Origin of the sequence: Alloalcanivorax venustensis, assembly GCF_047495515.1 — a bacterium.
Taxonomy (GTDB): domain Bacteria; phylum Pseudomonadota; class Gammaproteobacteria; order Pseudomonadales; family Alcanivoracaceae; genus Alloalcanivorax; species Alloalcanivorax venustensis.
This window is the reverse complement of the sequence record NZ_CP179934.1, coordinates 636953-656849: the sequence shown is the minus strand read 5'-3', so window position 1 is coordinate 656849 and position 19897 is coordinate 636953. Positions and strand designations below refer to the sequence as shown.

The following is a 19897-nucleotide window of genomic DNA, read 5'->3' as shown; positions in this document are numbered from 1 at the left end:
AAGGAAGGCGGGTGAAATACAAGTCGGCGTGCGTTTAAAAAGGGTAAAACCTCAGCCGTCCAGGCGCCGCTTGCGGGCCGGCCAGTCCGGCATCCGGCGGTCCATCAAGGCGTGGAAGGCGGGGCCGTGGTGCATGTATTCCAGATGGCAAAGCTCGTGCATCACCACATAGTCGATCACCGCCGGCGGGTACTGCATCAGTGCCAGGCTCAGGTTGATGTAGCCGCGCCGGGACAGCGAGCCCCAGCGGCTGCGCATCTTTTTCACCCGCAGCACCGGCATCCGGTGCCCCCGTTCCGCGAACCAGGGAAACTGCCGTTCGATGCTCTCCTGGAAGCGGGTCCGCGCCAGCCCGCGCCACCACTCGTGCACCGCGTGGCTGACGGCGGCTTCGTCGTGGGGGTCGGGCACGCCCACGTGGAGTTCGTCGCCGTGGCGTGCCACCCGCGCCCTGGCGGCGGCGGCGACGCGCAGGGTGAGCGGCTCACCCAGGTACTGGCAGGGGTCGCCGTCGCGCCAGCGCACCCGGGGCCGGGCCGCCATGCGTTGCTGCTGATCACGGATCCAGTCCCGGCGTGAGTCCACGAAGGCTTCCACCCGGTAGGCAGCCAGTTTTAGTGGAGCGCGCACCTGCACACTGCCGTCCACGCGCACCCGCACTTCCAGAGAGCGCCGCCGGCTGCGCACCAGTTCGTATTCAAGAGGCGGGGGACTGTCGCGGTGCACCGGGCAGCTCCTGTTCCAATTGATGTTTCACGGCGTCGGCGGATTTGGCGTAGGGCGCCAGCCAGGCGTACAGCACCGGAATAATAAACAGGGTGAGCACGGTGGCGAACAACAGACCACCGAGAATCACCACGCCGATGGTGATGCGGCTTTCCGCGCCGGCGCCGGTGGCCAGCACCAAAGGCACGGCGCCGAAGATGGTCGACACCCCGGTCATCAACACCGGCCGGAAGCGGATGATGGCGCCCTGGTAGGCCGCCTCGGCCACGCTGTAACCCTGATCCCGAAGCTGGTTGGCGAACTCGACGATCAGAATGCCGTTCTTCGCCATCAGGCCGAGCAGCATGATCATACCGATCTGGCTGTAGATGTTCAGGCTGTTACCGGTGACCCGCAGCGCCAGGATCGCGCCGGCGATGGCCAGCGGCACCGTGAGCATGATGATCAGCGGGTGGATCCAGCTTTCGAACTGGGCCGCCAGCACCAGGAAGACGATCAGCAGGGCCAAGCCGAAGGTGATGAAGATCGCCGACGACGCCTCGGTGAATTCCTCCGCCATGCCCTTGTAGCTGAGGCGCGCTTCCAGGGGCAGAGTGTCGTTGACGGTCTGCTCCACGAAGTCGATGGCGCGGCCCAGGTCGTAGCCTTCGGCCATGTTGGCGGACAGGGTGATCGCCGGCAGCCGGTCCACCCGGCGCAGTTCCGGTGAGGCGCCCACGGTTTTCAGATCCACCACGCTGGACAGCGGCACCAGCTCGCCGGCGTCGGTGCGCACGTAAATCGGATTAACGTCGTCGGGCACCCGCGCTTCGCTTTCGTTGGCCTCCAGCAGCACATCGTACTCGCGGCCCCTATCCACATAGGTGGAGGCCTGCAGGGTGGCGAACATGGCCTGCAGGGTCTGGCCCACGTCCTCGGCGGACAGGCCGAAGTCCGCCGCCCGCTCCCGGTTCAGTTCCACGTTCAGTTGCGGCTGGGTTTCCTCGTAGTTGGTATCCACGCTGAGCAGGTTGGGGTTGTCCTCCATGGAGGCCATCACCGATTCGCTCCAGCGCTGCACCGATTCGTAGTCCGGCCCGCCGATCACCACTTCAAGCTGCTGGTTGAAGGCGCTCTGCCCCAGGCCCGGCGGGTTCACCGCGAACGCGCGCAGGCCCGCCACCTGGCCCAGCTCGCCGCGCAGTTGCTGGACGATCTCCTGCTGGCTGCGCTGGCGCTCGCCCCAGGGTTTGAGCCGGGTGATCATAAAGGCGTTTTCCGGCTGCCCCCGGAAGCCGACGATGGACAGCACCCGCTCGGCCTCGCCGTTGTCCACCAACGGCTGCATCAGGGCTTCCACCTCCTTGATGTGGTGGGTGGTGTAGTCCGCGGTGGCGCCCTGGGGCGCGGTGGCCGGCACGATGAACACGCCCCGGTCCTCGGTGGGCGCCAGCTCCCGGGGCACACCGGTGTACGCCAGGCCGGCCAGCACACAGATCAGCGCCGCCACGCCCAGCACCGGCCAGGGGTTGGCCAGGCAACGCTTCAGGCCCCTGGCGTAGCCACCGTTAAGACGGGCCAGACCCCGCTCGAGCAGGTGTTTGTTTTCATCTTCCTTGCGGTGGCGGTGCAGCCAGCGCGAGCACAGCATCGGCGCCAGGCTGAGCGCCACCACGCTGGAAATCACCACCGCCGCCGCCAGGGTGAAGCCGAACTCGCCGAACAGCCGCCCCACGTCGCCGCCCATGAACGAAATCGGCACGAACACCGCCACCAGGGTGAGGGTGGTGGCGACCACCGCGAACGCCACCTGGCGTGCCCCCAGGTAGGCGGCCACCAGTCGGGATTCGCCTTCGTCGATACGGCGTTGAATGTTCTCCAGCATGACGATGGCGTCGTCGACCACCAGGCCGATGGCGAGGATCAGCGCCAGCAGGGTGAGCACGTTGATGGAGAAGTCCAACGCCCCCAGGCCCATGAAGGCGCCGATCACCGACACCGGAATAGTGACGGCCGGGATCAGGGTGGCGCGCAAGTTGCCCAGGAACGCGAAGATCACCAGGATCACCAGGGTCATGGACAGGCCCAGGGTGATCAGCACTTCCCGGATGGAGGCGCGGATAAACAGGGATTCGTCGTAATTGACGTCCAGCGCGATGTCGGCGGGCAGGTTCTCGCGGATCCGCTCGATCTCGGCGCGCACGTTGTCCGAGACCGACACGGTGTTGGCCTTGGATTGGCGGATAATGCCCAGGCCCACGGCGGTCTCGCCGTTGGCGCGCAGCTCGGTGTCGTCGTTCTCGACCCCCAGCTCCACCCGCGCCACGTCGCCCACCCGCAACTGGTAGCTGCCCTGCTGACGCAGCACCAGATCGCGGAATTCCTCCACGGTGGCGAGCCGGTTGTCGGCGCGTACCGTGAAGCTGCGGCTGTCGGACTCCAGGCGTCCGGCGGGCAGCTCCACGTTATTGGCGCGCAGCGCCGTGGCGATGTCGTTGACCGCGATGCCGTTGGCGGCCATGCGCTGGCGGTCCAGCCAGACCCGCATGGCGTAGCGGCGCTCGCCGCCGATGTTCACCTCGGACACGCCGTCGAGCACCGCGAAGCGGTCCACCAGGCTGCGTTCGGCAAAGTCGGTGAGTTCCTGGGTGGCCAGGGTGTCGCTGCTGAGCGTCACCCAGATGATCGGCCGGGCGTCGGAATCGCTCTTCGCGATCACCGGCGCTTCGGCTTCTTCAGGGAGCTGATTGATGATGCGGGAGACGGCGTCGCGCACGTCGTTGGCGGCGATATCCAGGTCCCGGTCCAGATCGAACTCCACCGAGGTGCGCGCCGAGCCCAGCCGCGAGCGGGACTCTATGCGGCTGACGCCCTCGACGCCGGCGATGGCCCCTTCCACCACCTGGATGATCTGGGTATCCAGCACCTCCGGGGCGGCGCCTTCGTAGGTGACTTCCACGGACACCTGGGGCGGGTCGATGTCGGGATATTCGCGGATCGGCAGCTTCATCAGCGCACTGATGCCGAAGACCACGATCAGCAGGCTGACCACGGTGGCGAAGACCGGCCGTTTGACCGACACATCGCTGAGTACCATCAGGCCGGCTCCTCCAGGAGCGCGCGCTGGGCGGGCATCAGAGCCCCCTCATCCTCGACCACCTTGACCGGCGCGCCGCTGCCGAGGCGGCTGTGGCCGTTGACGATCACCGGTTGCCCCTGGTCCAGGCCGGCGGTGATTTCCACCCAGCCGTCGCGGCGCCCGCCCAGACTCACCGGCAGCCGCTCGGCGACATCGTCGTTGCTCACCGTGAACACATAGCTCTGCGCACCCTGGGAGATCACCGCCTGCTCCGGCACCAGCAGCGCCGGATGCTCCGCCAGCAACACCGACACCTGCAGGAACTGGCCCGGGCGCAGCAGGGAGTCGGCGTTATCCAGCAGCGCCTTGACCGTCAGGCTGCGGCTGGCGGCCTCCACGCGGCTGTCGAGCATGGCGATTCTGCCGCGGAACACCTTGCCCGAGTAGGCGTCGCTGGTGACCTCCACGGTCAGATTGGGGCGGATCTCGGACAGGTAGCGTTCCGGCACCTGGAAGTTCACCTCCAGGTTGCGCACGCTGTCCAGGGTGGTGATCGGCGCCCCCACCTGCAGGAAGGCCCCCTCGTCCACCTGGCGCAGCCCCACCACGCCGTCGAAGGGCGCGCGCAGGTAATGGTCATCCAGTGCCACGCGGCTGGACTCCATGGTCGCCCGGGCGGACTCCATGGTGGTTTTCAGGTTGGCGACTTCCGCTTCGGAAATGGCGCTGCCGCCGACCAGCCGTGACGCGCGCTGGTAATCGGAGAGCGCGCGCTGGTAGTCGGCGCGGGTGCGGTCGGTCTCGGCGCGGGCGGCGCGGTCGTCCAGGGTCACCAGCAGGTCGCCGGCTTCCACTTCCTGGCTTTCCTGGAAATGGATCTTGTCGACCCGGCCGTCCACCTGGGTGACCAGGACAATGGCGCGGGTGGCGCGGGCGGTGCCCACCACTTCCAGGTTGTCACTCAGCGGCCGGCTGATGGCGGGCACCACGTTCACCGTCGTGGCGGGACGCTGCGGCGCGGCGGCGCTCTCCCCATCACTCAACCACCACCAACCGGCGGCGGCCAGTACGGCGATCACCGCCAGACCCGCGATCACTCGCAACATTATTCTACTCCAGGCTCACAGGCACCCCGGTGCCTGTTGAGGCCGGCCCGGCTTAAGGTGCGCTCGGTTTATCATTAGGATATCGGCCCGTCCCTGGCCGGGCCCACGCGCGAACGCCCCGGGCCTGCCAGGTAACAGACCCGGTCCGGTGAGCGTGGTTCCCGCAGCCTACACGGTTTCCGCTTCTGGCAGGGTGAAAATTCGGATCAACGGGAAGGAAAAACGGGCCGGCGGACGCCGGCCCGGGCAGGGGGTGTCACACCATTTCGGCGCGCATCTTCTTCTTGTCCAGTTTGCCCACCGAGGTGCGGGGCAGCTCGTCCACGAACACCACCCGGTCGGGGATGCCGTAGCGGCTGATCACGCCTTTGTCGGCGTACTGGCTGACCAGTTCCTTGATCGCGTCTTCGTCCACTTCACCGCCCTTGACCACCAGGGCCACCGGGCGCTCGCCCCATTTCTGGTCCTCCACGCCGACCACCGCGCATTCGGCCACGCCGTCGTGCTGCAGAATCAGCCCTTCCAGATCCAGGGAAGAGATCCACTCGCCGCCGGTCTTGATCACGTCCTTGATACGGTCGGTGATCTTCAGCCAGCCGTCGGCGTCGATCACGCCAATGTCCCCGGTGTGCATCCAGCCGCCGTGCCACAGCTTCTTGGAGTTGTCCTCGTCCTTCAGGTAGCCCTGGGTCAGCCAGGGCGCGCGCAGCACCAGCTCGCCCTGGGTTTTACCGTCGCGGGGTACTTCGTTCATGTTGTCGTCGACGATCCGCATCTGCGCCATGGGCACCGGGCGGCCGGTGCGGGTGCGGTAGTCCACCTGGGTTTCCAGGTCCGCGTCTTCCAGCTCCGGGGGCAGCAACGCCAGGGAAATCAGCGGGCAGGTTTCGCTCATGCCGTAACCGGTGTAGATGTCGATGCCTCGCTCCAGGGCACCCTTGGCCAGGGACTTGGGCAGCGCCGAGCCGCCGATGATCACCTTCCAGCCTTTCAGGTCCACGTTCTTGGCGGCCTCGGCCTGCAGCAGCATCTGGATGATGGTGGGCACGCAGTGGGAGAAGGTGACTTTCTCGGTGACCAGCAGCTTGAGCAGGGTCTCCGGCAGGTAGCGGCCCGGGTACACCTGCTTGACGCCCAGCAGCGTCGCCACATAGGGCACGCCCCAGGCGTGCACGTGGAACATGGGCGTGATCGGCATGTAGACGTCGTCCTGGTTGAAACGTCCGTGCCCGGAACCGGACAGCGCGGCGCGGCCGGCGAAGGTGTGCAGCACCAGCTGCCGGTGGGAGAAGTACACGCCCTTGGGCAGGCCGGTGGTGCCGGTGGTGTAGAAGGTGGTGGCGCGGGTGTTTTCGTCCAGCTCCGGGAAATCGAATTCAGCCGGGGCCTGTTGCAGCAGGGCTTCGTACTCGCCGGCGATGTCCAGTTGGGAATCCAGGTTGCCGCCTTCGTCGTCCAGCAGCACATAGCGTTTCACGGTTTCGATGCGGTCTTTCAGCTCCTCGAGAACCGGCAGAAACTCCCGGTTCACCAGAATCACGTCGTCCTCGGCGTGGTTCAGGGTGTAGAGAATCTGTTCCGGGCTGAGGCGCACGTTCACCGTGTGCAGCACCGCGCCCATCATCGGGATGGCGAAGAACGCTTCCAGGTAACGGTGGGTGTCCCAGTCCATCACCGCCACGGTGTCGCCGGGCTTGACCCCGCACTCCGCCAGCGCGCCGGCGAGCCGGTTGACCCGCTCTTCCAGATCCCGGTAGCTCATGCGACGCTGGTCCGCGTAGACGATCTCCTGCTCGGGAGCGTTACGCACGCCGGATTCCAGAATACTGTTGATCACCAGCGGCGATTCCACCGCTTCGGCGGTGCGCTGAATGGTCAGGTCGTTACTCATTGCTCTCTCCATCACCAAACAAAAATTAAAAAGTGAAACAGGGTCACGGTCCCGGGTTCAGCCCGGGCCGGTCAGTTTAAGGGGATCCAGCAGCGCTTCCAGACGCTGGCGATCCAGATCGGTGTGCGCAAGCGCCACCTCAATCACCGGCTGACCGGTGGAAAACGCTTCCTTGGCGATGGCGGCGGCCTTTTCGTAGCCGATCACCGGATTCAGGGCGGTGACCAGAATCGGGTTGCGGCCCACGCCTTCCGCCAGGTGCTCCTGGTTCCAGGTCAGCCCTTCGATGGCCTGGTCGGCCAGATTACGGCAGCTGTTGGCCAGCCAGCGGGTCATATCCAGCAGATTGGTGGCCACCAGCGGCAGCATCACGTTGAGCTGGAAGTTGCCGCTCTGGGCCGCCACGGTGTTGGCCTGGTCCAGCCCCATGACCTGGGCCGCCACCATGGTGGCGGACTCGCAGATTACCGGGTTTACCTTGCCGGGCATGATCGACGACCCGGGCTGGGTGGCCGGCAGTTGCAGCTCCGACAACCCGTGAATCGGCCCGGAATTCATCCAGCGCAGGTCGTTGCTGATTTTCATCAGCACCACCGCCAGGCCCCGCAGGGCGGCGGACAGGTTCAAGGGCGCGTCCACCGCGCTTTGCGCCACCGAAGGATACGGCAAGGCGGTGAAGGGTTCACCGGTGTCGTCCGCCAGGGCGGCGGCGAAGCGGTCACCGAATTCCGCATGGGCGTTGATGCCGGTGCCCACCGCGGTGCCGCCCTGGGGCAGCGCGTGCAGCTCGTTGCGGGCGCGCGCCAGGCGTTCGCTGGCGGCCTGCAGCTGCAGCACCCAGGTGCGCAGTTCCTGCTCCACCGTCACCGGCATGGCGTCCATCAGATGGGTGCGGCCGGTTTTCACCAGGTCCTTCCCCTCCCGCGCGCGCAGGCCCAGGGTGGCGATCAGGTGTTCCAGGTCGGGCAGCAGCTGCTCGCTGACCGCCATCACCGAGGACAGGTGCATGGCGGTGGGAATGGTGTCGTTGCTGCTCTGCCCCAGGTTCACATGATCGTTGGGGTGCACGCCGGCGTCGCCGCACAGCCGGGCGATCACCTCGTTGACGTTCATATTGGTGCTGGTGCCGGAACCGGTTTGAAACACGTCCACCGGAAACTGGTCGGTGTGGGCGCCGCCCAGCAGTTCGTCGCAGGCGGCGACGATGGCCCGGCGGCGCTGGTCGTCAAGCAACTCCAGGTCGGCGTTGACGTTGGCGGCGCAGCGCTTCACACGCACCACCGCCTGGATAAAGCGGTCCGGCAGGTGCCGGCCGCTGATCGGAAAGTTGTCCACCGCCCTCTGCGTCTGGGCGCCCCAGAGTGCTTCGGCGGGAACCTCAATCTCTCCCAGGGAATCCTTCTCCAAACGGGTATCGCTCATGACTTCTCCTTGCGGCCCGGTGTCGGCCGGCGACGGGTTTTGGTCGGCACTCAGTATCGGCAACCGGGTGCGACGGGTCCACCTTCGCCGCGGCGTCAGCCCGCCACCGGGCCACTTTCCACCCGGTCCCGCCCGGCCTGCTTGGCCTGGTAGAGGCGTTTGTCGCCGGTCTCCATAAGCTGTTCCAGGGTGTCGCCGTCGCGGCCCCACAGGGCCACGCCGATGCTGCAGGACAGCGAGACCGTCACCGCCTGGTCCCGGTAGGGGGTGTCGCGGATCAAGCGGCGCAGGCTGTCCGCCACCTTGATCGCTTCCTCGAGCCCGGTGTCCGGCAGTAACACGGTGAATTCCTCGCCGCCGACCCGGCACACCAGGTCGGAAGCGCGCAGCCGCCGGCGCAGGATATTGGCCACGTGAATCAACACCTGGTCACCGACCGCGTGGCCGTGGGTGTCGTTGACCTTCTTGAAGTAATCCAGATCCAGCACCAGCAGGGTCAGGTCGGCGTCGTAGCGCTGCGCCCGGTGCCGCTCCTGCTGGAAGGATTCACGGAAGCGGTACAGATTGGCCAGCCGCGTGAGCGGATCGGTGGAAGCGATCACCATCAGCCCGGCGCGGGCCTTTTCGCTGCCCCGCTCGTAGACGTAGGCGAAGGCCAGCGCCACCGCGCAGGAAATCAGAATATTGGCGAGGCTGGCGAAGTGAAATTCGTACAGCAAACGCGGATGCTTGAGCACGAAAATGGCGAAGGCGGTGAGCATGAAGAACACCGCCACCGCGAAACCCAGCCGCAGCCCCAACAACAGATGGGAGATCACCGGAATAATGTAGACCCACAGGAACACCGTCGGTGAGGTGCCGGGCAGGTACATCGCCACCATCATGATGGTCAGAAAGGGAATCAGATAAACCAGCGTCCAGACCCGCAGATTGCGGGTACGGCTGACCACCACGTACAGCATCATCGACGCCGCGCCGGTGACCAGCTCAATGGTGGCCAGCAGGTGCAGCCCCCGTTGCGTGTTGATCACGAAGAATAAAGCACCGGACACCCCGGTGATGATCAGCAGTGCTTTGAGCAGCGCCCGGCGTTGCCCCTGGGCGCCCTGCACGTCAAGCGTTTCGTTTGTCCCCATTGCGTCATTCGCCCCCCACGAGCATGCGCATCCTGCCTGTTCCCCCGACCGGAACCGGGCCGGTGCTGGCATTTAGCCAGTACGCAAGATACCTAAAATACCGTCCGGGTTCATTTACCGATGCAGAAGGAGGAAAAAATACGTCCCAGCAGGTCGTCGGCGGTAAAGGCGCCGGTGATCTCTTCCAGCGCCTGCTGGGCCGCCCGCAGGTCCTCGGCGAGCAGCTCGCCGGCGGCGTGCCGGTGCAGCTGGTCGGCGCCCTTGGCCAGGGCGGCGAGGGCGTCCTGGAGAGCGGTGATATGACGGCGGCGGGCGGAGAAACGGCTTTGCGCCTCGCCCTGGTAGCCGGCGGCGGCTTTGAGATGCCGGCGCAGCGCGTCCATGCCGGCGCCGCTGGCGGCGGACAGAATGAAGGTATCCGGCCGCTCCGGGTGGGGGCCCGGCGGGTCGCCGCTCAGGTCGGCCTTGTTGAGCACCAGGGTCACCGGCAGATCCAGATCGTCCAGTTGCTGCTGGCTCTGCGGCAGCAGCGTGGCCAGATCATCCAGGTTGTCCGGGGTTTCCTGGGCGTCCACCACCACCAGCAAGCGGTCCGCCTTCTTGATTTCGGCGAACGCCCGGCGGATGCCCTCCTGCTCGATCTGGTCGCCGCTTTCCCGCAGGCCGGCGGTGTCGATCAGATTGAGCGGCATGCCGTCCAGCTGGATCGCTTCGCGCAGCACGTCCCGGGTGGTGCCGGCCACCTCGGTGACGATGGCGGCGTCGAAACCGGCCAGGGCGTTCATCAGCGAGGATTTCCCCGCGTTGGGCCGGCCGGCGATCACCAGGGTCAGGCCCTCCCGGACCAGGCGCCCCTGGCGGGCGCTGGCCAGCACCTCCTCCGCCTGACGGATCAGCCCGCGCAAGTCGTCGGCCACCCCGCCTTCGGAGAGGAAATCGATTTCCTCCTCGGGGAAGTCGATGGCCGCTTCCACATAGATGCGCAACTGAATGAGCTGCTCGACCAGGGTGTTCACTTCCCGGGAGAACGCGCCCTGCAGGGAGTTCAGGGCGGCGCGGGCGGATTCCCGGGTGCCGGCGTCGATCAGATCGGCGATCGCCTCCGCCTGGGTGAGGTCCATCTTGTCGTTGAGGAAGGCCCGCTGGGAGAACTCCCCGGCGCGGGCCTGGCGGGCGCCGTGGTGCACGCAGGCGGCCACCAGCATATCCAGGATCACCGGGCCGCCGTGGCCCTGCAGTTCCACCACTTCTTCGCCGGTGAAGGAGCCGGGTGCCGGGAACCAGAGCACCAGCCCCTCGTCGATCACCTGGCCTTCCGGATCCTTGAAGGTGCTGAAATGCGCCTTTCTCGGCGAAAGTGAGCGCTCACCAATGAGTAATCTGGCAATGTCGAGCGCGCGATCACCGGACAGACGCAGCACACCCACGCCTCCCCGGCCGGGGGCGGTGGCGATGGCGACGATGGTGTCGGAGCTGGCTGCGGACATGGCGGGATTATAGGGAGCCCTGGCGGTGGGACGCCAGACAGGGACGGTGAAAAGAAAAAGCCGGCCTTGTCGGGCCGGCTTGGGTTTCTTCGCCGCGGTGGGTGATCACCCGCCGCGTTCGATCTTGCGGGTGATCAGATACTGCTGGGCGATCGACAACAGGTTGTTGGTCAGCCAGTACAGCACCAGACCCGCCGGGAACCACAGCATGAACACCGAGAAGATCACCGGCATCCATTTCATTACCTGGGCCTGGGTGGGATCCGCCGGCGTCGGGTTGAGACGGGTCTGCAGGAACATGGACGCGCCCATCAGAATCGGCAGGACAAAGTACGGGTCCATCACCGACAGGTCGTTGATCCACAGGAAGAACGGCGCCTGGCGCAGTTCCACCGATTCCAGCAGCACATAGTAGAGCGAGATGAACACCGGCATCTGCACCAGAATCGGCAGACAGCCGCCCAGGGGGTTGATCTTCTCCCGCTGGAACAGCTTCATGGTTTCCTGCTGCTGCTTCTGCCGGTCGCCCTTGTTCTCTTCCTTGATGCGCTGCATCTCGGGGGCCACTTTGCGCATCTTGGCCATGGACCGGTAGCTGGTGGCGCTGAGCTTGAAGAACAGGGACTTGATCACCAGCGTCAGCAGGATGATCGCCACGCCCCAGTTGCCGACCCCGAAGCCGAGATCCATCTGCAGGCCGAAGATATCCAGCTCGCCGCTCTGCAGGAACACCAACAGGTGGAAGATCGGCTGGGCCAGGAACCACAGCCAGCCGTAGTCCACGGTCATGTTAAAGCCGGGGCTGATCGCTTCCAGGCGATCCTGGATCTTGGGACCGGTGTAGAACTCCGCGTAGAACACCTTTTCCTCGCCGGGCTGAACTTCCGCCGAGGCGGACACGAAGCGCAGCAGGTATTCGTTGCGGTTCTCGCGGTACAGGGTGGAGTAGGTGTAGCGCCCCTGGGCATCGGGAATCCAGGCGGACACGAAATAGTGCTGGAGCATGGCAATCCAGCCACCCTCCTGGGTGAGCCGCAGCGGCTCGTCCTGCATGTCGTCGAACGGCAGCTTGTTGTAGGGCTTGTCCTGGCTCCAGTACGCCGCGCCCAGGTAGGTGGGCATGGGAATAAAGCCCTGGGTGCTTTTGCCCGGGTCTTCGCTGCCGTCCCGTTTGATCTGGCCGTAGAGCGCGCCCTGCCAGGCCTCGCCGCTGTTGTTGCGGACAATATGGCTGACCCGGACCAGGTAGCTGCCGCGCTCGAAGGTATAGCGTTTGATGATCTCCACCCCGCCGCTCTGGCTCAGGGTGAGATCCACGTTGAGTTCTTTCTCGCCGTCCTGCAGGCGGTAGCGGTCCTGCCCGGCCTGCCAGGTGGGGCGGCCTTCGGCGGTGTCGGTGCCGTTCTTGCCGACCAGCCCGCTTTGCGCCACATAGGTCCGGCCGGCGTCGTTCTGCAGCAGAACGAACGGCTGATCCGGGGTGTCCGCGTGGCGCGGGTATTCGGGCAGGGCCACGCGAACGATGTCGCCGCCCAGGGGATCGATCTCCAGGGCCAGCACATCGGTATTCACTTCAATGCGCTGCTCGGCGTCACCGCTCTGGGAGTCCGGGGCCGGCGCCTCGGCCTGCTGCTCGCCGGCGGGTTCCGGCACGGTGCCCTCGGCGCTGTCCGGCTGCGGCAGCGGGTCGCTGTCATTGGCGGGGGCGGTGTCGTCGGCCAGGGTTTGTTCCTGGGCCACCGGCGTGGTCTGCGGGGACATATAGTCCCGTTGCCACGCCTGGATCATCAGGTAGGAAACAACGGCAATACCAGTGATCACTAACGCGCGAGGGATATCCATAATTCGATTGGGTTCTGGCGAGAAAAAGCGGACGGCAGTTTCTCAGTCTTGCCCACGCTTGGCAAGCAGCTTGTCCAGCAGCTCGGACAGGGCCGGTGTCAACGAACGCCCCCCTTCCTTGGGACAAGGGCCCCGCAGGAGCACGATCAGATCCAGGCCGGCCAGCTCATGCTGGCGCAAACGGAACTGTTCGCGGGCACGGCGCTTGATCGCGGCGCGGTCCACGGCGTGGCGTGCTTTACGACGGCCGATCACCAGACCCAGTCGTGCCTGGGGCAGGTCGTTACGGCGGGCAAGAATGAGAAAATAGCGGTCGGAGACCCGCCAGTCTGGGGCGTTGAACACGGCCTGGAACTGGGCGCCGTCAAGCAGGCGCTGTTCTCGGGTGAAGCGGAAGGACGGGGTATCGGGCGCTGACACTGGCACCATGGCGAAAACGGAAGACAGCGGTCAGCGCCGGCGGCTGACTCAGGCTGTCAGCCGTTTACGACCTTTGGCGCGACGTGCCGCGACGATTTTGCGGCCATTTTTGGTGGCCATGCGGGCACGGAAACCGTGGTTACGCTTACGCTTGATGTTGCTCGGCTGGAATGTCCGTTTCATGGCGTCATCCCCAAATAGGAAGTCATGGGCTTAAGAGGCCGCGGATAATAGTCGTGCGGGGGCTGGCTGTCAACCGGGCTTTCCGGAGCGGGTCGGGGTGTTACTAAAAGAATTAAATATTTATATGTTTTTAGTAGCAGTGGTAATAGTAAGGGAAGGCCGATTCTGTGGATAAGCGGGAAAAAGCCATATAAAGCAATGATTTAGCCTGTTGGCAACTGACGTATAACTGTGTGTAAGTCACGGGGACGAACGGGGGACAGTCGGTGGTCAATTGGGGACGGAATTGATCCACCTGGTTATCCCCAGAGTTGTGAGCCCGGGTGCGCACAGGGTTACCGCCGTAGTTATCCACAGGAAAAGTGAAAAGAAAAAGGTCCCGGGAGCTGTGGATAATTGGCCGGACGGGGGTATAGAATGCAACGTCTTATTCACCATCGACGGTAAAGGCGGGGATGTGTCCGAGGAGCTTTGGAATCGCTGTTTGACTCGGCTGGAAGACGAACTGCCGTCCCAGCAATTCAACATGTGGATCCGGCCGTTACAGGTGACGGCTTCCGAGGATGGCGGAGAATTGACGCTTTTCGCGCCTAATCGCTTCGTGGTCGACTGGGTTCGCGACAAATACGTGGAACGTATCAGCGAGGTGCTGGGCGAGCTGAAGAGCGGCCCCCTGCCCCAGTTACGGTTGGAAGTGGGCAGCTCCCGGGCCGCCCCGGCGCCCCGGCAACCGGAAGCCGGTGCCGCCCGTGGCCGCCCCGCCGACAGCCGCGCGGCGCCGGTGATCGAGCCCCGCGCCAAGGCGGTGTCGCCGGAGCTGGGCGGTGCCGCCAAACACCGCAGCAATCTGAATTCGGGCTTCACCTTTCTGACTTTCGTGGAAGGCAAGTCCAACCGCATGGCCTGCGCGGCGGCCCAGCAGGTGGCGGAGAACCCGGCCAGCCACGGCTATAACCCGCTGCTGCTGTACGGCGGTGTGGGGCTCGGTAAGACCCACCTGATGCATGCGGTGGGCAACGAGCTGATGCGCCGCAACCCCAACGCCAAGGTGGTCTATCTGCACAGTGAGCGGTTCGTGGCGGACATGATCTCGGCGTTGCGGAATAAGACCATCAACGAGTTCAAGCGCTTCTACCGTTCGGTGGACGCCCTGCTGATTGATGATATTCAGTTTTTTGCAGGTAAGGAGCAGTCCCAGGAGGAGTTTTTCCACACCTTTAATGCGTTGTTGGAAAACGGGCAGCAAATCATCCTGACATGCGATAAATTCCCTAAGGAAGTGGACGGCCTTGAGGAACGGCTGAAAAGCCGGTTCGGGTGGGGGCTGTCGCAACCGCTGGAGCCGCCGGAGTTGGAGACGCGGGTCGCGATCCTGAAGAAAAAGGCGGAAGAGGCGCGGGTCGAGCTGCCCAATGACGCGGCCTTCTTTATCGCCCAGCGGATCCGTTCCAATGTGCGGGAGCTGGAAGGCGCGCTGCGCCGTGTGATCGCCCATGTGCGCTTCACCGGGGCGCAGATCGATATCGGCCTGATCAAGGAAGCGCTCAAGGATCTGATCGCCCTGCAGGCCCGCCAGATCAGCATCGACAATATCCAGCGCACGGTGGCGGAGTACTACAAGATCAAGGTGCCGGACCTGCACTCACCGCGGCGTACCCGCTCGGTGGCCAGGCCGCGCCAGGTGGCGATGGCGTTGTCCAAGGAGTTGACCAGCCATAGCCTGCCCGAGATCGGGGAAAGCTTCGGCGGCCGGGACCACACCACGGTATTGCATGCCTGCCGGAAGGTGCTGGAGCTGCGCGAATCCAATCCGGAAATAGAAGAAGATTATCAAAACCTCCTGAGGACCCTGACGTCCTGACGGATCAACTGAAACGGGAAAGCGACATGAAATTCTCCATCAACCGTGAACAACTGCTCAAACCGCTACAGCAAGTTGCCGCGGTGGTCGAAAAACGCCAAACGCTGCCGGTTTTGTCCAATGTGCTCATGGAAGTGGGGGACGGCCAACTTTCCTTGACCGGCACCGACCTGGAACTGGAGCTGGTGGCGCGGTTGCCGCTGGAAGGTGAACACCAGGCCGGTGAAACCACGGTGCCGGCCCGCAAGCTGGTGGACATCGCCAAGAGCCTGCCGGCGGAGGCGGACATCCGCTTCGAGGTGGACGGCGAGAGAATGCTGGTGCGCTCCGGCCGCAGCCGTTTCTCCCTGGCCACTCTGCCCGCGTCCGAGTTTCCCAATCAGGAAGAGGACAACAGCGGTTCGGTGCTGGAGATCGCGCCCCATACCCTGCGTCAGTTGATCGACCATACCGCTTTCTCCATGGCCCAGCAGGACGTCCGCTACTACCTTAACGGCATGCTGTTCGAGCTGCGCTCCGGTATGCTGCGGGCGGTGTCCACCGACGGTCACCGCCTGGCGCTGTGCGACGCGGCCCTGGAAGGCCAGAGCGAGGAAGCCGGCGTGATCCTGCCCCGCAAGGGTGTCATGGAGCTGGCGCGGATCCTGTCCGACGCGGCGGAGAACGCACGCCTCACCCTGGGCCGTAACCACATTCGCATTGTAGCCGGATCGATTACCTTTACCTCCAAACTGGTGGACGGCAAGTTCCCGGAGTACGAACGCGTGATTCCCAAGGACGGCAGCCGGGTGGTGATGGCTGATCGGGAAACGCTGCGCCAGGCGCTGAGCCGGGTGGCGATTCTTTCCAACGAGAAGTATCGCGGTGTGCGGGTGCAGCTTTCCGAAGGCAGCCTGCGTATCGTCGCCAACAACCCGGAGCAGGAAGAAGCGGAAGAGGAAGTGTCCGTGGACTACCAGGGTGGCCCCCTGGAGATCGGCTTCAATGTCAGCTACCTGCTCGATGTCCTCAACACCATGGACGGCACCCAGGCCCGCCTGGAACTGGGCGACAGCAACAGCAGTGCTCTGATCACCGATCCGGAGCACGAGGCGGCCATTTATGTGGTTATGCCGATGCGCCTCTAGGGCGCGCCCCCTGCCAAGCACCGGCGCCTGCTTTCAGCGGGCGCCCACTCTTCCCCGCCTTCTTGCCCTTTCATGCTAGCTGATCTGCGACTCACGGATTTCCGTAACTATCAGCAGGCGGAGCTTTCGCCGGCGCCGGGACTGAATCTGATTGTCGGCGCCAACGGCAGCGGCAAAACCAGTCTGCTGGAAGCCATCTACTTTATCGGCAGTGGCGGCCGCTCCTTTCGCGGCGGCCGGTTGTCCCGGCTGGTCCGCGACGGCGCCGACGCCGCCACCCTGTTCGCCCGCGTGGAGATTGGTGAAAACCATCACCGGCTTGGCATTCGCCGCGCCCCCGGCGGCATCCAGTCGCTGAAGCTCAATGGCGCCACGCCAGGTGCCCTGAGCGATGTGGCCGCCCTGCTTCCTGTGCTGGCGTTGCACCCCCAGTCGGTGGAGTTGATCTTCGGGCCCTCCGCTCTGCGCCGGCGGTTTCTGGACTGGGGAATGTTCCACGTGGAACATTCCTTCCTGCCGGTGTGGAAGGAAGCCAGCGCCGCCCTGAAGCAGCGCAATGCCCTGCTGCGCAGCGGCCGGGTAACCCCCCGGGAGTTGGGCTATTGGGACCAGAAACTGGCGGCCAGTTCTGATAGTATTGAACGGTTACGTGATGGGTATCTGCAGCGGCTGAAAAGCCGCTGGCTGGAAGCGATGGCGTTGCTCGCTCCGGAGATCAAAGGCGGGCTGGTTTTGCAGACCGGGCGCCGGGAGGGCGAATCCTATCTGGACGCCCTGGCCCGCTCCCGCGATGAAGATTTGCGTCGCGGGTTTACCCACACCGGCTTTCACCGTGCCGAGCTCAAGATCACGGCGGGTGGCAGCCTTGCCCGGGACCGGGTGTCCCGAGGCCAGGCCAAGATCATGACCTACGGCCTGGTGCTGGCCCAGCTTCCCCTGATCCAGGAGGCCGGGAAGGTCTGCACGCTGCTGGTGGATGATCTGGGCTCTGAACTGGATCAGACCCACCGGGCCACGTTGCTGGGGTTTCTGGCGGCGGGATCACACCAAACATTGATAACGGCGGTGGACAGGGAGCACCTGGACCCCGCTTTTGATGAGCATAAGGGCGCTGCGGCCCGAATGTTCCACGTGGAACATGGCCGTGTTCAGCGGATATCGGACGATCCATAAGGTAAAGACATGGCGGAACAAAACTACGATTCATCCAGCATTAAGGTGCTGAAGGGTCTGGACGCCGTTCGCAAACGTCCCGGCATGTACATCGGTGATACGGATGACGGCACCGGTTTGCATCACATGGTTTTCGAGGTGGTCGATAACTCCATCGACGAATCCCTGGCCGGGCACTGTTCCGAGATCCGGGTGGTCATCCATCCGGATGAATCCATCTCCGTATCGGACAACGGCCGCGGCATCCCCGTGGACATGCACACCGAAGAGGGTGTCAGCGCCGCTCAGGTGATCATGACCGTGCTGCACGCCGGCGGTAAGTTCGACGACAACTCCTACAAGGTCTCCGGGGGGCTGCACGGCGTGGGCGTTTCCGTAGTCAACGCCCTGTCCGAATCCCTGAAGCTGACCATCCGTCGCCACGGCAACGTGTATGAGCAGAGTTACCGCCACGGCGTGCCGGAAAAGCCGCTGGATACGGTGGGCACCACGGACAGCACCGGCACCGCGATTCACTTCCGGCCGTCGTCCGAGACCTTCACCAATATCGAATTCCACTACGACATCCTGGCGAAGCGGCTGCGCGAGCTGAGCTTCCTGAACTCCGGCGTGCGAATCCACCTGAAGGACGAGCGCACCGGCGACGAGGACATCTTTGAGTACGAAGGTGGTCTGAGTGCCTTCGTCACCTACCTCAACCGGAGCAAGACCGCGCTCAATGAGGTGTTCCACTTCCAGTTCGACCGGGAAGACGGCATCGCCGTGGAAGTGGCCATGCAGTGGAATGACTCCTACCAGGAGAATATTTTCTGCTTCACCAACAATATTCCCCAGCGCGACGGCGGTGCCCACCTGGCGGGCTTCCGTGCCGCGCTGACCCGTTCGCTGAATAACTACATGGACCGGGAAGGCTTCCTCAAGCGGGAAAAAGCCAACCCCACCGGCGACGACGCCCGTGAAGGCCTGACGGCGGTGATTTCCGTGAAAGTGCCGGATCCCAAGTTTTCCAGCCAGACCAAGGACAAGCTGGTCTCCTCCGAGGTGAAGACCGCCGTTGAGCAGACCATGTCCGAGAAATTTCAGGATTACCTACTGGAGCATCCCCAGGAAGCCAAGCAGATCGTCCAGAAAATCATCGACGCGGCCCGGGCCCGGGACGCGGCCCGCAAGGCCCGCGACATGACCCGCCGCAAGGGCGCCCTGGATATCGCCGGCCTGCCCGGCAAGCTGGCGGACTGCCAGGAAAAAGACCCGGCGCTTTCCGAGCTCTACATCGTGGAGGGTGATTCCGCGGGCGGCTCCGCCAAGCAGGGCCGCGACCGGAAGTACCAGGCGATCCTGCCGTTGAAGGGTAAGATTCTCAACGTGGAGAAAGCCCGCTTCGACAAGATGCTCTCCTCCCAAGAGGTAGGCACTTTGATTACCGCACTGGGCTGCGGGATCGGCCGTGATGAATACAACGTGGAAAAACTGCGCTACCACCGCATCATCATCATGACCGACGCGGACGTGGACGGCTCCCACATCCGCACCCTGCTGCTCACCTTCTTCTTCCGGCAGATGCCGGAGCTGATTGCCCGCGGCCATGTGTATATCGCCCAGCCGCCGCTCTACAAGGTCAAGAAGGGCAAGCAGGAAACCTACATCAAGGATGACCCGGCCCTGGAGGACTACCTCACCAACCTGGCGCTGGAGAAGGCCGCCCTCTACCCGGGTAACGACGCCCCGCCGGTGAGCGGTGAGCCCCTGGGCAACCTGATCGGCGAATACCGCCAGGTGATGCGCATCGTCGACCGCCAGTCCCGGGTGTTCCCGGCGCTGGTGCTCGAGCAGATGATCTACATGCCGTCCGTGGACGAGAGCAAGCTCACCGACGAAGCCTTCATGAAGCAGTGGTGCGCCGATCTGGGCGCCCGCGTGGACGCCCTCACCGACGGCAGCCAGACGTTCACCGTGAGCCCGGAGCTGGACACCGAGAGAGGCCTCTATCTGCCCCATGTGAAGGTGATCGCCCACGGGGTGCCCCGGGAGTACCGGGTGTCACTGGACTTCCTGCAATCGCCGGATTACGGGCGCATCAAGCACCTGGGCGAGACGCTCGAGGGGCTGCTGGCCAGTGACGCGGCCGTGGAGCGCGGTGAAACCCGCAAACCGATCCGCCACTTCGCCGAGGCCCTGGCCTGGCTGATGCAACAGGCCCGCCGCGGCACCAGTGTGCAGCGCTATAAGGGTCTGGGGGAGATGAACGCGGACCAGCTGTGGGAAACCACCATGGATCCCGAGTCCCGTCGGATGCTGCAGGTAACGGTGGAGGATGCGATTGCCGCGGATCAGATCTTCACCACCCTGATGGGCGACGACGTGGACCCGCGCCGCAAGTTCATTGAGTCCAATGCGCTGCAGGTGTCCAATCTGGATATCTAGAAAAAACAGAAGGGAGCAACCGGGCGGGCGCCCGGTTGCCT

At 64.5% G+C, this 19897-nt stretch carries 14 protein-coding genes; 4 read left to right on the top strand and 10 right to left on the bottom strand.

Annotated elements, in window-relative coordinates:
- Positions 1–51: 51 nt before the first annotated feature.
- The 10 genes from ACMG4O_RS03155 to rpmH all read right to left on the bottom strand — a co-directional run bounded on the left by ACMG4O_RS03155 (position 52) and on the right by rpmH (position 13271).
- Positions 52–726 (bottom strand): M48 family metallopeptidase, encoded by a 675-nt coding sequence (locus tag ACMG4O_RS03155; protein WP_414434426.1) that lies wholly within the window; start codon positions 724–726, stop codon positions 52–54.
- Positions 698–3802 (bottom strand): efflux RND transporter permease subunit, encoded by a 3105-nt coding sequence (locus ACMG4O_RS03150; RefSeq protein WP_194855296.1) that lies wholly within the window; start codon positions 3800–3802, stop codon positions 698–700. Before ACMG4O_RS03150 ends, ACMG4O_RS03155 begins: the two co-directional genes overlap by 29 nt.
- On the bottom strand, positions 3802–4890 hold the full coding sequence (locus ACMG4O_RS03145; RefSeq protein WP_370210828.1) for an efflux RND transporter periplasmic adaptor subunit: 1089 nt from the start codon (positions 4888–4890) through the stop codon (positions 3802–3804). The genes ACMG4O_RS03150 and ACMG4O_RS03145 overlap by 1 nt, the downstream gene beginning before the upstream one ends.
- 256 nt (positions 4891–5146) lie before the next feature.
- Positions 5147–6781: a fatty acid--CoA ligase gene (locus ACMG4O_RS03140; RefSeq protein ID WP_067606278.1), complete on the bottom strand. Its 1635-nt coding sequence runs from the start codon at positions 6779–6781 to the stop codon at positions 5147–5149.
- A gap of 57 nt (positions 6782–6838) precedes the next feature.
- The gene (locus tag ACMG4O_RS03135) at positions 6839–8203 is read right to left on the bottom strand and encodes a class II fumarate hydratase (protein ID WP_142947967.1); all 1365 of its coding nucleotides are present in this window, start codon (positions 8201–8203) and stop codon (positions 6839–6841) included.
- Positions 8204–8298: 95 nt separating this feature from the next.
- Complete coding sequence (locus tag ACMG4O_RS03130) at positions 8299–9339, bottom strand: sensor domain-containing diguanylate cyclase (protein WP_370203457.1); 1041 nt, start codon at positions 9337–9339, stop codon at positions 8299–8301.
- A gap of 110 nt (positions 9340–9449) precedes the next feature.
- Complete coding sequence (gene mnmE, locus ACMG4O_RS03125) at positions 9450–10826, bottom strand: tRNA uridine-5-carboxymethylaminomethyl(34) synthesis GTPase MnmE (protein ID WP_335628249.1); 1377 nt, start codon at positions 10824–10826, stop codon at positions 9450–9452.
- Positions 10827–10931: 105 nt separating this feature from the next.
- The gene (gene yidC / locus ACMG4O_RS03120; RefSeq protein WP_335628250.1) at positions 10932–12668 is read right to left on the bottom strand and encodes a membrane protein insertase YidC; all 1737 of its coding nucleotides are present in this window, start codon (positions 12666–12668) and stop codon (positions 10932–10934) included.
- A gap of 42 nt (positions 12669–12710) precedes the next feature.
- On the bottom strand, positions 12711–13088 hold the full coding sequence (gene rnpA / locus ACMG4O_RS03115; RefSeq protein WP_255442246.1) for a ribonuclease P protein component: 378 nt from the start codon (positions 13086–13088) through the stop codon (positions 12711–12713).
- A 48-nt stretch (positions 13089–13136) separates the two neighbouring features.
- The gene (rpmH, locus tag ACMG4O_RS03110) at positions 13137–13271 is read right to left on the bottom strand and encodes a 50S ribosomal protein L34 (protein ID WP_083209650.1); all 135 of its coding nucleotides are present in this window, start codon (positions 13269–13271) and stop codon (positions 13137–13139) included.
- Positions 13272–13728: 457 nt separating this feature from the next.
- Between rpmH and dnaA the strand changes: the two genes are divergently transcribed.
- The 4 genes from dnaA (at position 13729) to gyrB (ending at position 19856) form a co-directional block, all read left to right on the top strand.
- The gene (gene dnaA, locus ACMG4O_RS03105; RefSeq protein WP_142947962.1) at positions 13729–15132 is read left to right on the top strand and encodes a chromosomal replication initiator protein DnaA; all 1404 of its coding nucleotides are present in this window, start codon (positions 13729–13731) and stop codon (positions 15130–15132) included.
- Between the two features lie 26 nt (positions 15133–15158).
- Positions 15159–16259, top strand: a complete 1101-nt coding sequence (gene dnaN / locus ACMG4O_RS03100; RefSeq protein WP_142947961.1) for a DNA polymerase III subunit beta — start codon at positions 15159–15161, stop codon at positions 16257–16259.
- A gap of 72 nt (positions 16260–16331) precedes the next feature.
- Positions 16332–17432 (top strand): DNA replication/repair protein RecF, encoded by a 1101-nt coding sequence (gene recF, locus ACMG4O_RS03095; protein WP_414434425.1) that lies wholly within the window; start codon positions 16332–16334, stop codon positions 17430–17432.
- 9 nt (positions 17433–17441) lie between these two features.
- A complete protein-coding gene (gyrB, locus tag ACMG4O_RS03090; protein WP_142947959.1) occupies positions 17442–19856 on the top strand; it encodes a DNA topoisomerase (ATP-hydrolyzing) subunit B in 2415 nt (804 codons plus the stop codon).
- Positions 19857–19897 lie beyond the last annotated feature (41 nt).